Raw genomic sequence first — 16,994 nt, forward strand, 5'->3', positions numbered from 1 at the left:
GCACCTGGACGCTGACCCCGGCCCAACTCGCCGGCCTGACCATCACGCCGCCGCACGACAGCGACGTCGACTTCACCCTGACCGTTACCGCCACGGCCACCGACCGCGGGCTTTCCCCAGTCTCCGTCCAGACGACGCTGGCCGTCACCGTGGTGGCGGTGGCCGACACGCCGACCCTCGCCGTGACGCCCGTTACCTACGACCTTGCGACCGGCCAGAACGAGACGCTGACCGGCACCGCCGGCAACGACACGCTGTCGGGCGGCGCCGGCAACGATACCATCCGGGGCGGCGCCGGCGACGATGTGATCTACGGCGACGGCACCGGCATCTTCACCACCGCCCTGACCATCACCCCCGCCGTGACGGACGTCGACGGCTCGGAGTCGATCTCCAAGGTGACGATCTCCGGCGTCCCGGCCGATGCGACGCTCAGCGCCGGCACCCGCAACGGCGACGGGACCTGGACGCTGACCCAGGCCCAGCTGACCGGCCTGACCCTGACCGCCAAGGAGGGGGACAGCAACACCCCCATCACCCTCACCGTGGTCACGACCTCGGAGGAGCGGGAGAACGGCAGCACCGCCGACAGCGTCTCCCAGACGCTGACCATCCAGTTCACCAACACGCCCAAGGGCAACGACAGCCTGGAGGGCGGCGACGGCAACGACACCGTCTATGGCGGCGCCGGCAAGGACACGCTGGTCGGCGGGGATGGCGACGACAGCCTTGATGGCGGCACCGACAACGACCTGCTGGCCGGCGGACTTGGCAACGACACCATCGACGGCGGCGCCGGCAACGACACCGTCACCTATGCGGACTCGGCCACCGCGGTGAACGCGAACCTCGCGACCGAGGTCGGCACCGGCGAGGGCAACGATGTCCTGCGCAATCTGGAGAATGTCACCGGCTCGGCCTTCGACGACACCATCACCGGCAACAGCGGCGCCAACATCCTGCAGGGCGGCGGCGGCAAGGACACCATTACCGGCGGCGCCGGCACCGACACCATCCGCGGCGGCGCGGGCGACGATTTGTCGATCTTCACCGTCGGCACCGACGGCGGCACGTCGTCCAAGCCGGAACAGCAGGATGGCGATACCGGCATTGATACCTTCCGGGTGATGCTGACCGGGGCGCAGCTGTCCGATGCGCCGGTCCTGGCCGACCTGCGCACCCTGCGCGACCAGATCGAGGCCGCCGCGGCCCTTCCCAATGCCGCGGGCAAGGACACCAACGTCGCCAATGCCACCACGCTGGCCGCGCTCGGCATCAAGGTGGCGGATTTCGAGAAGCTGGAGCTTTACGTCGATGGCCAGCCGGTCGACGTGCGCACGGTGCTGAACTACGCGCCCACCGCAACGGCGGACACCTTCGCCACCACGGAAGACGCGGCCATCACCGGCCGGCTGGGCGCGAAGGATCAGGACACGGTCAACGGCCGCACCGACGACACGCTGACCTTCAAGGGTCCGGGCGACGTCGGGCAGCCGGTGCGTCTGGCTCACGGCACGCTGGTGGTGAACGCCGACGGCACCTTCACCTACACGCCGGACGCAGACTTCAGCGGCACGGAGACCTTCTCCTTCACGGTGACCGACGGCTATGGCGGCGCTTCCACCGCTACGCAGACGATCAAGGTGACGCCGCAGGCCGACGCCATCACGCTCTCCACGCTGACCGCGCGCGGCGACGAGGACGCGGCCGGCGGCATCGCGCTTGCCCCGACCATCACGCTGAGCGACGTCGACGCTGCCAGCCCGGAACGGGTGGAGAGCGTCACCCTGACCATGGCCGCCTCGCAGCAGGACGTGGCCGGCGCCAAGCTGTACGTGAATGGCGTGGAACTGACCCGCAGCGGCCCCGATGCCTCCGGCAACTACAGCTGGACGATCCCGACCACGGCGCTGGCGGCCGGGGGTGCGGCAGGGACCTGGACGGTTCAGGGCCTGACGGTCGTCACCGCCCACAACTCCGACGCCGACCTCAATTACACGCTGACGGTCGGAACCATCGACAGCACCAGCGCCGGCACGGCGCGCGGCACGCAGACGGCGACCGGCACCATCACCGTCGATGCGGTGGCCGATGCGCCGACCCTGACCGCCGCCGCTGCCGCGACGGACGAGGAGACCTCCGTCGCGCTGACGATCACCCCCGCCCTGACCGACACCGACGGGTCGGAGAGCATCGGCTACGTCACCATCTCGGGCGTTCCGGACGGGGCCAGCCTGAATTTCGGCAGCGTTGTCAGCACCCAGAGCGACGGCAGCAAGACCTGGAAGGTGGATGCGGCCGACTTGCCGAACCTGCGCCTGACGCCGCAGCACGACTTCTCCGGCACCATCACCCTCAGCGTCACCGCGACATCGGTGGAACAGGAGAACGGCTCGACCGCCGTATCGGCGCCGGCCACCCTGTCGGTGACCGTCGCCGGCGTCGCCGACGCCCCCATCGTCATCCCCACGGCCGCCACCGGCAACGAGGACAGCGCCATCCCGCTGACCATCGACGCCCACCTGTCCGACGTGACCGGGGAGACGCTGGACCACATCACCATCACCGGCGTGCCGGAGGGGGCGACCCTGTCCGCCGGCACCCACAATGCCGATGGCAGCTGGACCCTGACGCCGGGCCAGCTCACCGGCCTCAGCTTCACGCCGCCGCTGAACTATTCCGGCACGGTGACGCTGAAGGTCACCGCCACCTCGGTGGAGGGAACGACCACCGCCACCTCGGCGCAGCAGTCGCTGGCGGTGACCGTCAACGCGGTCGCCGATACGCCGGTGCTGTCGGCCTCCGACGCGGTGGGGCGCGAGGACACCGCCATTCCGCTGTCGGTGGTGGCGGCCCTGACCGACCGCGACGGCTCGGAAACCCTCAGCATCCTGGTCGGCGGCGTGCCGGCCGGGGCGACGCTGAACCACGGCCATTACGACGCGGGCCTCGGCAAGTGGGTACTGACCCAGGCCGACCTGACCGGCCTGACCATCACCCCGCCGGCCAATTCCAACACCGGCTTCGACCTGACCTTCACCGCGCGGGCGACGGAAAGCTCCAACGGTTCCATCGCCGATGCGGCGGCGATGACCGTCCATGTCGAGGTGCAGGGCGTGGCGGACGTGGTGACGCCGAACGGCACGCTCACCGCCCGCGGCAACGAGGATACCGCGATCAACCTGCGGCTCGGCGATCTGGTGATGGTCGACGATGACGGGTCGGAGCGCCTGTCGCTGGTCGTCAGCAACCTGCCGTCCGGCTCCTGGCTGTCGCTGGCGGCTGGGCACGAGAGCGGGCTGGTCTATCTCGGCAACGGCCGCTGGTCGGTCGATGTGGAGTATCGCAACGAGCTGACCCTGACGACGAAGAAGGACTTCGCCGGCACGCTCACGCTGAAGGTGGACGTCATCACCACCGACAGCAACGGTGCGCCGATCATCACCGAGAACGGCGTGACCTCCGGCGGGACGCTGAAGGACACCCGCGACCTGACCGTCACCGTCGACCCCAAGACGGACGAGCCGGTCGTCTCCATCAGCGCCCATGCGCAGGAGGACGCCGTCGGCGGCATCCCGCTGACCATCTCCGCCCTGACCGGCGACAGCGACGGGTCGGAGCATATCTCCTCCATCGTCATCTCCGGCCTGCCGGCCTGGGTCACCCTGACCAGCACGGATGCCGGCGCGCTGACCGACAACCATGACGGCAGCTGGACCGTCGATCCCGCCAAGCTCGGAAATCTGCGGCTGAACGTGCCGGCCAACAACGCCGACGACTTCACCATCACCGTCAAGGTGACGGCGGTGGACGGCACCGACAGCCTGACCAAGACCTACACCCCGAAGGTCACCGTCACCGCCGTCGCCGACGCGCCGGTGTCGCACGGGGTGAACGGCGCGGTCGAGGCCTACCATGTCGATAACCTGTCGACGACCGGCGTGCCGGACGGTCTGGTTCTCGACCTGAACGCCTTCCTGCAGGACACCGACGGTTCCGAAAAGCTGGCGGTCACCATCTCCGGCGTGCCGAAGGGCACGGTGCTGTCGCGCGGCCTCGACAACGGCAACGGCACCTGGACGCTGACCACCGAGGAGTATACCGCGGCACTGGCCGAAGGCGGCCTGAAGCTGACCGTCAAGGACGCCAATGCCACCGGCATCACCCACAGCGTGTCGGGCACCGTCGACACGGCCAGCGTCACCCTGACGGTTAACCCCTACAGCATCGAGAGCGAGGGCGACCGCAACACCAGCGTGTCCGACAGCTTCGTGCTGAGCTGGACCACCACGGCCACGACGGGTGGCGGGTCCACGGGTGGTGGAGACACCGGCGGAGGCTCTACGGGAGGGGGTTCCACAGGCGGTGGCTCCACTGGCGGTGGATCGACGGGCGGCGGCTCCACAGGTGGCGGCACGACTCCCGATCCGGCGACCGGCGTCGGCAGCGACCGCCCGTCCGGCGTCACGACGGCGGAGGACAGCGCCGTCGCCCTGCATCTCGACACCGGCCTGCAGGACTGGAGCGGCGTCAGCTCCGTCACCCTGTCGAACATCCCGACCGGTGCCGTCCTGACCAACACGGCCGGCGATACGCTGACCATTGCCAACGGCTCGATCACCCTGACGCCGGCCCAGTTGACCGGGCTTTCGCTGACGCCGCCCTCCAACAGCGACGCCGATTTCACCCTCGGCATCGATGTGGCCACCAACTCCGGCAACACCCACACTACCCTGACCCAGGCGGTGACCGTAACCGCTGTCGCCGACAGCCCGCTGCTGACCGTGCAGGCCGCCTCCGGCAACGAGGACACGGCCATTGCGCTCGACATCACCGCCGCGCTGGCCGACACCGACGGGTCGGAGGTTCTGGCCAGCATCGTCATCGAAGGGGTGCCGACCGGCGCCTCGCTGTCGGCCGGCTATCTGGACTCCACCACCGGGAAGTGGGTGCTGACTCCCGACCAGCTGTCCGGGCTGAAATTCACCCCGCCGCACGATGCCAGCGGCACCTTCCAGCTGACGGTGACCGCGGTTGCGCGTGAGATCAGCAACGCCGACCGGGCGACCACGACCAAGACCCTGGCGGTCGAGGTGGCGCCGGTCAGCGACGCCCCCGCCATCAGCGCCAGCTCCCTCACGGCGCAGGAGGATCACGCCGCCAGCCTGTCGATCTCCGCCGCCGTCACCGATCTGGTCGGCACAGGCGAGGTGATCACCGCGCTGCGGGTGACGGTCCCGGCCGGCTTCACCCTGTCGGCCGGCACCTCGCTCGGCAACGGAGTCTATGATCTCACCGGCCTGTCCGCGTCGGATCGCGCGGCGCTGACGCTGACGCCCCCGGCCAACTATGCCGGCACGGTGACCCTGACGGTCGAAGCGGCCGCCCAGGACGGCACTGCGACGCCCATCTGGTCGACCAAGCCGCTGTCCGTCACCTACACGGCTGCCGCCGACGCGCCCGCCGTCATCGTCCATGACGCGACCGGCGCGGAGGACACGCCCATCGCCCTGAACCTGTCGGCCAGCCTCGTCGACACCGACGGGTCGGAGACGATGGCGGTCATTCTGTCCGGCCTGCCCGAGGGCGCGGTTCTGAACCACGGCTCCAACAACGGCGACGGGTCCTGGACCCTGAAGCCGTCGGAACTGGCGGGCCTGACCGTCACGCCGCCGCGCAACTATTCCGGCGGCATGGACCTGACGCTGACCGCCACCAGCCTGGAAAGCTCCAACAAGGACACGGCGAGCACGACCGCCAACATCCATGTGGAGGTGACGGCGGTCACCGACGCCCCCACCGTCATCGTCACCAATGCGTCCGGCAACGAGGATTCGCTGATCGCGCTGAACCTGACGGCGGCGCTGGTTGACACCGACGGGTCGGAGACGATGGCCGTCGTGCTGTCCGGCCTGCCGGCCGGCGCGGTGCTGGTGGATGCCAACGGCAACATTCTGACGCCCACCGCCGGTTCGGTCAGCCTGACCGCCGCCCAGCTGTCGGGCCTCAAGCTTCAGCCGCCGGCCGATGCCGGCACCGACTTCAACCTGACCCTGACGGCGACGACGATGGAGACTGTCGGCGGCGCCACCGCCACCACCAGCCAGCTGTTCCGGGTCAGCGTCGATCCGGTCGCCGACCAGCCCATCCTCACCTGGACGCCGCTGACCGGGACAGAGGACACGGGGCTACCGCTGAACCTCGCCGTGGCGCTGGCCGACACCGACGGGTCGGAGCGGCTGGGGCTGCTGACCATCACCGGCGTGCCGACCGGTGCGCTGCTGTCGGCCGGCACCCACAACGCCGACGGCAGCTGGACCCTGACGCCGGCCCAGCTCAACGGCCTGATCCTGACGCCGCCGGCCAACAGCGATGCGCCGATCAGCCTGACCGTCACCGCCGTCAGCATCGAATCCAACGGCAGCACGGCGACCAAGGTCGTCACCGTGCCGATCACCCTCCACGCGGTGTCGGACACCCCGACGCTGTCCGTCACCGCCGCGACCGGCAACGAGGATTCGGCCATCGCCCTGGCGATCAACCCGGCGCTGACCGACCTCGACGGGTCGGAGACGCTGACCGTCACCATCGCCGGCATTCCGGACGGTGCCCAGCTGTCCAACGCGGCGGGTGACGTGCTGACCGTCACGGGCGGGTCCATCACGCTGACGGCCGGGCAATGGACCGGTCTGGCGATCACCCCGCCCTCCAACAAGGGCGACGACTTCACCCTGACCGTGACGGCGACCGCCACAGACGGCACCGCCACGCCGGTCAGCACCAGCGCGTCGCTGCCCGTCACGGTGGCTCCGGTGACCGACACGCCGACCCTGTCCGTCACCGCCGCCACCGGCGACGAGGACACCGCCATCGCGCTGACGATCACCCCGGCTCTGACCGATCTCGACGGGTCGGAGACGCTGACGGTCACCATCGCCGGCATTCCGGCCGGCGCTCATCTGTCCAACACGGCGGGCGACGTGCTGACCGTTTCCGGCGGCTCCATCACCCTCACCCCCGGCCAGCTCGCCGGTCTGGCGATCACGCCGCCGTCCAACGACGATCATGATTTCAATCTGACCGTCACCGCCACCGCCAGGGACGGCAGCGCCAGCCCGGTTTCGGTGACCACGACCCTGCCGGTGACGGTCAACCCGGTGTCCGACGCCCCGACGCTGACCGTGGCCGCGGCGACCGGCGACGAGGATGCGGCGATTCCGCTGACCATCACCTCGGCCCTGACCGACAGTTCGGAGCTGCTGAGCATCACCATCGCCGGCGTTCCCACCGGTGCGACGCTCAGCGCCGGTACGCACAACGCCGACGGGACCTGGACCCTGACTCCGGCCCAGTTGGCCGGGCTGACGATCACACCGCCGCCGAACGACGACGGCGACTTCACCCTGACCGTCACCGCGACCTCCACCGACGGCACCGCCGCCGCGGCCTCCGTTGTGGCGCAACTGCCGGTCACCGTCCGCGCTCTGTCCGACGCGCCGACCCTGCAGGTCGATCCGGCATCGGTGGCGGAGGATGGCACGGTCGCACTGTCGATCACCCCGGCCCTGACCGACGCATCGGAGACGCTGAGCGTCACCATCGCCGACATCCCGGCCGGCGCCACCCTGTCGAACACGGCGGGCGACACGCTGACCATCGTCAACGGCTCGATCACGCTGACGCCGGCCCAGCTCGCCGGTCTGGCGATCACCCCGGCCCACGACAGCGGCAGCAGCTTCACCCTGTCGGTCACCGCCACCTCGACGGACGGCACCGCCACGCCGGCGACTGTGAACAAGCCGCTGGCGGTGACGGTGACCCCGGTCGCCGACACGCCGACGCTGGACACCCCCGCCGTGCACGGCAACGAGGACACGGCGATCGCGCTGACGATCACCGCCGCCTCGACCGACAGCGACGGGTCAGAAACGCTGTCGGTGCGGATCACCGGAATGCCGGACGGTGCCAGCCTGAACCACGGCACCCACAACGGCGACGGCAGCTGGTCCCTCGCCGCGTCCGATCTGGCCGGCCTGACCTATTCCCCGCCGGCCAACGCCCATGGCACGGTCGACCTGTCGGTCACCGTGACCGCCCAGGACGGAACCGACACCGCGGCGGTGACGCAGATCCTCAGCATCACCGTCGATCCGGTGAACGACAAAGCGACCCTGGCCGCCGCCCACGCCACCACCGCCATCGCCGCGGACGCGACCGATCATCCGGCCGTTGTCGCCGACGCGACGATCACCGATGTGGACAGCAGCGTCATGTCCGGCATGTCGATCCGCATCGCCGCCGGATCGCAGACCGGCGACGCGCTGAACCTCGACAGCCTGACCATCGACACCGACCCGTCCACCGGCCGCAAGACGGTGTCGGGCACCGGGATCGAGGTCAGCTGGGACGACAGCACCCACCAGCTGTCCTTGTCGGGCAGCGCCTCCACCGCGACCTACACCGACATCCTCCAGCATCTGGCGCTCAGCCCGAATGGCGGCGGCGCCCGGACGCTGGAGGTGACGGTCAGCGACGATCAGGGGCTGTCCAGCGATCCGCTGGCGGTGCAGGTGCTGGTCTCGGCCGATGCGACGATGACCGGCAGCAGCGGCGCCGACATCCTGCATGCCGGAAGCGGCACCACCAGCATGTCCGGCGGGGCCGGCGACGATCTGTTCATCTTCGCCCCGCGCGACGGCAACCTGACCATCGACGGCGGGGTGGGCTGGACCGACGTGGTGGAGGTCGGCGCCTTCGTCGCCAATGCCGGCACCAACTGGCTCCAGCAACTGGACGGCCACGCCTACACCGTGGATCCGTCGGGCCACGGCCTGACCTTCACCCAGGAGACGACCGTCACGCTGGAGGACCAGAACCATCACCAGCTGGTGCTGCAGAACATCGAACGGCTGACGTTCTGAGCGGATGGAGGCGGAGAGGGACGCGGGCTAGCGCAGTGGGACAGCGGAGTGGAGCGGTGCGGTCAGGCGACCGGCGCGCCGTCCTCCGCGGTCGCGGTGCCCGCCTGCATGTGGGTGATGATCCGCTTCATCAGGCGGCCCAGCATCGCCCGTTCATCCTCCGCCATGGCGGCGAGCGGCGGGGTCAGCGACTGGCGCAGGGGATCGCGGTGCAGCAGGGCCCGTCCCTCGTCCGTCAGGTCGAACAGCCAGCCGCGCTTGAATCCCGGATGCGGACGGCGGGCCAGAAACCCCTTGTCCACCAGGGTGGAGACGGTGCGCGACACCGGTGCCAGATGGATGCGCTGGAACCGGGCCAGCGCGGTTAGGGTGCGTGCCGGCTCCGGCGCGTCATGGAAATAGCGCAACGCCACCCATTGCGCCGGGAAAAGCCCTTCGGTGAAGCTGATGCCATAGACAAGCCGGCTGACCTGATCCAGCAATGTGACCAGATCCTCGTCCGTCGACCAAGCGTCGCGATGCCCCGGCCTTTCCGACACGCGCTTCTCTCCCTACAGGCATTGCGCCGAACATACAGGCGGCAAGCTTGGGCGCGGACTGTAGCGAAGTCAACGCGCCAGCGGAAGCGCCAGTCTTCGCGTCTGCGTGGTGAAACCACCGTGTAAGTTCGCGTGGATTATCGTCGAGGAAAATCCATCGCCGTCCTCCGCAAATCCTTGGCAAATCGCGCCGGCCGGTCCCACGTCTGGTCCTGTCGAATTCGACCCGCCTCCACAACCCGCGGACAATGGACATGACCGGCTATCCCCACGTGACCAACGCCTTCCTGTTCGACCTGGACGGCACGCTGACCGACACGGTGTACCAGCATGTGCTGGCCTGGAAGGAGGCGTTGGACGAGGAGGGGATCGCCCTGTCGGTCTGGCGTATCCACCGCAAGATCGGCATGAGCGGCGGGCTGTTCACCAACATGCTGCTGCGCGAGACCGGCCTCGCCATCGACCAGGACCTGCTCGACCGGCTGCGCCATCGCCATACGCAGGCCTACAAGCGGCTGGCCGCCGGCGTCGTCCCGCTGCCCGGCGCCCGCGATCTGCTGGACACGCTGACGGAGCTGAACATCCCCTGGGCCATCGCGACCAGCGGCCGGATGGAGACGGCGCGGCCGGCGCTGGAAAAGCTGGGCGTCGATCCCGAACGCGCCGCGGTCATCACCCGCGACGAGGTCGAATATGCCAAGCCGGACCCCGACCTGTTCCTGGCCGCCGCCGCGCGCATCGGCGTCGACATCACCAGCGCCTTCGTGGTCGGCGACAGCATCTGGGACATGATCGCCGCCAAGCGGGCGCGCGCGCTCGGCATCGGCCTGCTGTCCGGCGGCTATGGCCGGGAGGAGCTTGAGCGCTCGGGCGCGTTGCGCGTCTACGAAGATCCGGCCGACATGCTGACTCACCTGGACGAGGTGGGCGGTCGTCGCGGACTGGCGCAGTAAAAGATCATCCTGCATCAAGTAACCGGCCCGACCCCTGTTTGCAGAACGGATCGGAGCGCTGCGATCACCTTACGCAGTCTGCATCATGCACAGTCACAGCGCTATGATGCAGTGCAGCATCATCATGAAGGACATGCGGGATCGGCGCGTTTCACGGCGGCGCGCTGGTGGCAGCATGGGTTTGCCGATGACGCCGACGCCGCTCCCCGACGCCCGATCATCGCGATCCCAGACAAGGAGCCGTCGCATGTCCTCTCATCAGCCGTCCTCTCACAAGCCTGCCGCGCGCCACACCATCGCCCGCGCCCTTGTCGCTTCGGCCTTCGCGCTGGCCTCGCTGCTGTCGGTCGCCGCCGCTGCCGCCGTCTCCGCCCAGCCGGACCGCCCCGCCCCCACGATCGGGATCGACAGCCAGTCCTTCCTGTTCAACTGAGCGGCTCCGGACAAAAAAAGAGCCGCCGGTGACACCGACGGCTCTGAAGTCCGAGAGGAACGTCCAACAAGTTGTGCCGGGTCAACCCACGGCGCATCCAGCGGTACGGCGCTAATATACTAATATCTCATCCGCGTAGCAAGCGACTTCACCTCACCACGGTCAGCTTTTTTGTCCATCGGTCCCACTGGTCCGGGCCAATGCGAAACGCCCCCCGGCGCTGTGCTGAAGGGCGTCTCGATCGCACTGAACGTAATGTCGGAACCGGACGGACCGTCAGTCGGCCCCGGCCGTGGCGTTCGGCATGGCCGCGGCGGGCTTGCCCCCCCGCTGACCCAGGACCAGGGCGATGATGGCGAAGGCGGCCAGATCGAACACGGTCAGGCAGGCGAACAGCGGCTCGTACCCGATGGTGGTGGCCAGCTGGCCGATGATCAGCGAGAAGATCATGCCGCCCATATAGCCGGCCATGCCGCCGAAACCGGTCGCCGTGGCGACGTCCTGCTTCTCGAAGGTGTCGGTCACCAGGGCATAGAGCAGGCTGGACAGCATCTGGTGGGCGAAGGCGCCGAGCGAGAACAGGAAGATGGCGGCGATCGGGCTGACGGTGAAGCTGATCAGGGCCGGGCCGACCATGCACACCGCACCCACGCCGACGCCGGCGATGCGGGAGTTGACCAGCGACATCCGGAAGCGCTTGACGAAGAAGGGCGACAGGTAACCGCTGAGGATGCAGCCGATGTCACCGGCCAGGAACGGCAGCCAGGCGAACAGGGCGAACTGCTTGATGTCCATGCCGCGGGTCGAGACCATGTACAGCGGGATCCAGAAGCTGAAGGTCTGCCAAGCCGGCTCTGTCAGGAAACGGGCGGCGGCAATGCTCCAGAACTTGCCCTTGCCCAGCACGCGCTTCACCGACGGCTTCGGCAACTCGACATGCGCTTGGCCTTCCAGGATATAGTCGTGCTCTTCCTTGGTCAGGCGCGGATGGTTCTCCGGGTTGCGGTACAGCATGTACCACAGGGCCGACATGCCGACGCCCAGCAGACCGGTGACGAGGAAGGCTTCCTGCCAGCCATAGGTCAGCGACAGCCAGATGACGAAGGGCGGGGCGATCATCGCGCCGATCGAGCTGCCGGTGTTGAACCAGCCCGTGGCGATGGAGCGCTCCTTGGCCGGGAACCACAGGGTGGAGGTCTTCACGCCCGACGGCATGGCCGCCGCCTCGCTGACGCCCAGCAGGCCGCGGAAGAAGGCCATCGACTGCCAGCTGCCGGCCAGCGCATGCGCGGCGGCGGCAAGGCCCCAGACGCCGGCGAACATCGCATAGCCGAGCTTCAACCCGACCAGATCGGTGATGTAACCGGCGACCGGCTGCATCAGGCTGTAGCAAAGCTGGAAGGCGCTGACGATGAAGGAATACTGCTCGGTCGTGAAGTGGAGCTGTTCCTTGAGCGTCGGCGCCAGGATGCCCAGCGTGTTGCGGTCGATGTAGTTGACCACGGTGCCCAGCATCATCAGGGCAAGGATTTGCCACCGCAAACCACGGATCTTGTTCATGTTTTCCTCACATGCCTGCCACGGCAGGCGCCGGTGCGCACGTACAGGCCCTAGGGCGGCGATCCTCGGGCGGGATGCCTTGCCGGCGGGTGTTCGGTGCCGGGCGACGGTGTCGCTTCCACTCCGTTTCAAGAGGGGCGGGAGCATCGCTGGTGGAGTTATATTAATATATCAGTGTGCGCCGCAAGTGGTTTTCCGGGACCGCCGTCTGCCCTTGCGAAAATGTCGCAGGACGATGATGCGGTGCGCTGATTTCTTCGCAGTCGCAGCATAATTACGCCCTTGCCGACGGACGCTATTTGCTGCAATGCAATGTAATTGCGGGTTGAAACGCCTGTTCTTCTGTTCGGAATTTTGGCCGAGAGCCGATCACCCCGGCGCATCCGCATGTAGGAAGCCACAGCGCCTGATCGTGATAAATGACCTGTATCAATGGTCTGCGCCCGCCTTGCGCCCCTACCGGCGGTTGCTTTCACCCTATCGCTTGTCCGCAATCCCGCAGCAAAGCTCGGCATTCACCCAATGCTGCGCTGCGACAAATTGGGGCCTTCCTTGCAAAAGTAATATATCAGCTACGGGTGCAGCGCAGAACGGTAGTGCAACGCAGAACGGGGTCACCCGGAAAATCTGCGCGGAACTGACGAGTGTCAATGTGTCCGGCCCGCTCCGGATGGACCATTCCCCCTGGCCGACAGCCGTCTTCCGCCGGTTTTTGAAAACGCCTTCCCATTATCGAAGACGCGCCGAGGGAGACGACCGCCGCCAGCAGAGAGGACATTTCCGGCATGACCCAGAGCCCCACCTCCACCGCCTCCTCCCGGCCGGCAGCCGCCATCCGCATCATGGACGGCAACGAGGCGGCGGCCTCGGTGGCTTACCGCGCCAGCGACGTCATCGCGATCTATCCCATCACGCCCAGCTCGCCGATGGGGGAGTTCGCCGACGAATGGTCGGCGGCGCGCCGACCCAACCTGTGGGGCGCCGTTCCCCAGGTGGTCGAGATGCAGTCGGAAGGCGGTGCCGCCGGTGCGGTCCACGGCGCGTTGCAGGCGGGCGCGCTGGCGACGACCTTCACCGCGTCGCAGGGCCTGCTGCTGATGATCCCCAACATGTACAAGATCGCCGGAGAGCTGACGCCCTTCTGCATGCATGTGGCGGCGCGCACGCTGGCGACTCACGCGCTGTCGATCTTCGGCGACCATTCCGACGTGATGGCCTGCCGCCAGACCGGCTTCGCCATGCTGGCCTCGGCCAATGTGCAGGAGGCGCAGGATCTGGCGCTGGTCGCCCATGCCGCCACCCTGCGGGCGCGCGTGCCCTTCCTGCATTTCTTCGACGGATTCCGCACCTCGCATGAATTCAACTGCGTCGAGCCCCTCGCCGACGAGGATCTGCGCGCCCTGATCGACGATGCCTGCGTCGACGCCCACCGCCGCCGCGGCCTGACTCCCGACCATCCCGTCGTCCGCGGCACGGCGCAGAATCCCGACGTCTTCTTCCAGGCCCGCGAGGCTGCCAACCCTTGGTACGAGGCCTGCCCAGCCATCGTGCAGGAGATGATGGACCAACTCGCCGCCCGCACCGGCCGCGCCTATCGCCTGTTCGACTATCACGGCCATCCGCAGGCGGAACGGGTGGTGATCGTCATGGGATCGGGGGCCGAGGCCTGCAACGGCGCGGTCGATCGGCTGGTGGGGGAGGGCGAGCGTGTCGGCTGCCTGACCGTCCGCCTGTTCCGCCCCTTCGCGATTGCCGACTTCGTCGCCGCCCTGCCGCCGACGGTGCGCCGCATCGCCGTGCTCGACCGCACCAAGGAGCCGGGAGCGGTCGCCGATCCCCTCTATCTCGACGTGGTCGCCGCCCTGGCCGAAGCCCGCGCCGCCGATGCCTCCGCCATCGACCCGATTGTGGTCGCCGGCCGCTACGGCCTGTCGTCCAAGGAATTCACCCCCGCCATGGCGAAGGCGGTGTTCGACGAGTTGGGCCGCGACCGCCCAAAGCGCCGCTTCACCATCGGCATCACCGACGACGTCACCCACCACTCGATCCCCTGGGACCCGGCTTGGGGCGTGGAGGAGCCGGGCGTGTCGCGCGCCGTTTTCTTCGGCCTCGGCGCCGACGGCACGGTCGGCGCCAACAAGAACTCGCTCAAGATCATCCAGTCCCGGACCGGCGGCCACGCCCAGGCCTATTTCGTCTATGACAGCCGCAAGTCCGGCTCGACCACCGTCTCGCACCTGCGCTTCTCCAAGGACCCGATCCGCGCCCCCTACCTGATCGGCCAAGCCCAGTTCGTCGCCTGCCACCATCTGCCTCTGATGGAGCGGGTGGAGGTGGTGGAGATGGCCGCGCCCGGCGCCACCATCCTGCTGAACGCCCCCGGCACGCCTGAGCAGGTCTGGGACGCCCTGCCGGCCGAGGTGCAGCGCCTCTGCATCGAACGCAAGCTGTCGCTGCACGCCATCGACGCCGGCGCGGTGGCGCGGGAGGTCGGGCTCGGCCGCCGCGTCAACACCATCATGCAGACCTGCTTCTTCAAGCTGTCCGGCGTGATGCCCGTCGAGGACGCCATCGCCGAGATCAAGGCCGCCATCGCCAAGACCTATGCCCGCCGGGGTGAGGAGGTGGTGAAACGCAACATCGCCGCCGTCGATCAGGCGCTGACGCATCTGCGCCCCGTCCCGGTGCCCGACCATGTCACCGCCGACCACGATCGCCCGGCCCCGGTACCCGAAACGGCTCCCGATTTCGTCAAGCGCGTCACCGCGATGATGATCGCCGGCCATGGCGACCGGCTGCCGGTGTCGGCCTTCCCGGTGGACGGCACATGGCCGACCGGCACCTCCAAATATGAGCACCGCAACATCGCGGCGGAGGCGCCGGGCTGGAACGCCGACCTCTGCATCGAGTGCAACAAGTGCGTGCTGGTCTGCCCGCATGCCGCCATCCGCGCCACCGTGGTGCCGGAAACGGCGCTGGCCGACGCGCCTGCCGGCTTCGAGACCATCCCCTACAAGGGCCGTGAATTCCCCGGCGGCCGCTATCGCCTGCAGGCCTCGCCCGCCGACTGCACCGGCTGCACGCTGTGCGTCGCCGTCTGTCCGGCGGAAGAGAAAGATGGCTCCGGCCGTAAGGCGCTGGAGATGCGCCCGGTCCAAGCGCTGGCCAGCCAGCAGGAGGCCTTCGACTTCTTCCGCAGCCTGCCCGCCATCCCGCGCGAGTCGGTCCCCGTCACTGTCAAGCACAGCCAACTGCTGGAGCCGCTGTTCGAGTTCTCCGGCGCCTGTGCCGGCTGTGGCGAGACGCCTTACATCAAGATGCTGACCCAGCTGTTCGGCGACCGCATGGTGATGGCGAACGCCACCGGCTGCTCCTCGATCTATGGCGGCAACCTGCCGACCACCCCCTACACCACCGACGCCAGCGGCCACGGCCCGGCCTGGGCCAATTCGCTGTTCGAGGACAATGCGGAGTTCGGCCTCGGCCTGCGCGTCGCCATCGACGGCATGGCCGAACAGGCGCGCGACACGCTGGCCCTGCTGTCGGCCCAGCTGGAACCCGGTCTGGTGACCGCACTGCTGGAGGCCGACCAGCAGGACTCCGCCGGCATCGCCGCCCAGCGCACCCGCGTCGCCACCCTGATGGCGCTGCTCGCGCCGCTGAAGGACCCGCTCGCCCGCCGGTTGGAGCAGCTGGCCGACTATCTGGTCCGCAAATGCGTGTGGATCATCGGCGGCGACGGCTGGGCTTACGACATCGGCTATGGCGGCCTTGACCACGCGCTGGCCTCGGGCCGCGATGTGAACATCCTGGTGATGGATACGGAGGTCTATTCCAACACCGGCGGCCAGCAGTCGAAGGCCACCCCGATCGGCGCCTCGGCCAAGTTCGCCACCGCCGGCCGGTCGGCGGCCAAGAAGGATTTGGGGCTGATGGCGATGGCCTACGACCATGTCTATGTCGCTCGCACCGCCTTCGGCGCCCGCGACAGCCACACGCTGAATGCCTTTATGGAGGCCGAATCCTACCACGGCCCGTCGCTGGTCCTCGCCTACAGCCATTGCGTCGCCCATGGCTACGAGCTGTCGCATGGGCTGGAGCACCAGAAGCTGGCGGTGGAGAGCGGCCACTGGTCACTCTACCGCCGCGACCCGCGCCGGCTGGCCGATGGCAAGACCGCCCTGCAACTGGACAGCGGCGCCCCCTCCGCCGGCCTCGCCGCCTTCATGGCCGGCGAGTCCCGCTTCAGCGCCGTGGAGCGGGCCAACCCTGAGCGCTACCACGCGCTGCTGGACGAGGCGGAAGCGGAGCTCCGCCGCAAACGGCACCTGTTCGAGCATATGGCGGGGTTCAAGGAGTAGGGGAGGCGTTAGACCCCCACCTAACCTCCCCCGCTGGGCGGGGGAGGGACTGGCGCCACTCTACCGAACAAGCACTTATTCCCTCCCCCGCCCAGCTCTCGCACAAAGCTTCGCTTTGTGCTGACGCGACAGGCGGACCATAGGTCCGCTGAGAGCGGGGGAGGGTCAGGGTGGGGGCATCCGCTCAACCACTCCCCAACCACGATGCCGCACCCTTTTCCCCTTGC

The 16,994-nt window shown here is 68.4% G+C and carries 6 protein-coding genes; 4 read left to right on the plus strand and 2 right to left on the minus strand.

Annotated features, from left to right (window positions below; translation table 11 throughout):
- On the plus strand, positions 1–8,921 hold an 8,921-nt coding region (locus tag M5E06_RS21525), incomplete at its 5' end, for a tandem-95 repeat protein (RefSeq protein ID WP_252139944.1).
- Between the two features lie 62 nt (positions 8,922–8,983).
- Here the strand turns inward: M5E06_RS21525 and M5E06_RS21530 are convergent.
- Entirely contained in the window at positions 8,984–9,460 is a 477-nt protein-coding gene (locus M5E06_RS21530) for a MarR family winged helix-turn-helix transcriptional regulator (RefSeq protein ID WP_252139945.1), read from the minus strand.
- 254 nt (positions 9,461–9,714) lie between these two features.
- Here M5E06_RS21530 and M5E06_RS21535 point away from each other — a divergent pair, with 254 nt between their 5' ends.
- The gene (locus M5E06_RS21535) at positions 9,715–10,413 is read left to right on the plus strand and encodes an HAD family hydrolase (RefSeq protein WP_109074667.1); all 699 of its coding nucleotides are present in this window, start codon (positions 9,715–9,717) and stop codon (positions 10,411–10,413) included.
- Between the two features lie 247 nt (positions 10,414–10,660).
- Positions 10,661–10,846 carry a hypothetical protein gene (locus M5E06_RS21540; protein ID WP_252139946.1) on the plus strand — a complete coding sequence of 62 codons (186 nt, stop codon included), beginning with the start codon at positions 10,661–10,663 and terminating at the stop codon, positions 10,844–10,846.
- A gap of 276 nt (positions 10,847–11,122) precedes the next feature.
- On the opposite strand, the gene M5E06_RS21545 is transcribed toward M5E06_RS21540, so the two are convergent.
- Positions 11,123–12,406, minus strand: coding sequence for an MFS transporter (locus tag M5E06_RS21545; protein WP_252139947.1), 1,284 nt, complete (start codon positions 12,404–12,406; stop codon positions 11,123–11,125).
- 842 nt (positions 12,407–13,248) lie between these two features.
- On the opposite strand from M5E06_RS21545, the gene nifJ reads away from it, so the two are divergent.
- Positions 13,249–16,767, plus strand: a complete 3,519-nt coding sequence (gene nifJ / locus M5E06_RS21550) for a pyruvate:ferredoxin (flavodoxin) oxidoreductase (RefSeq protein WP_252140431.1) — start codon at positions 13,249–13,251, stop codon at positions 16,765–16,767.
- Positions 16,768–16,994 lie beyond the last annotated feature (227 nt).

The sequence above is a fragment of the Azospirillum sp. A1-3 genome (assembly GCF_023806445.1).
In the GTDB taxonomy this organism is placed as follows: Bacteria; Pseudomonadota; Alphaproteobacteria; order Azospirillales; family Azospirillaceae; genus Azospirillum.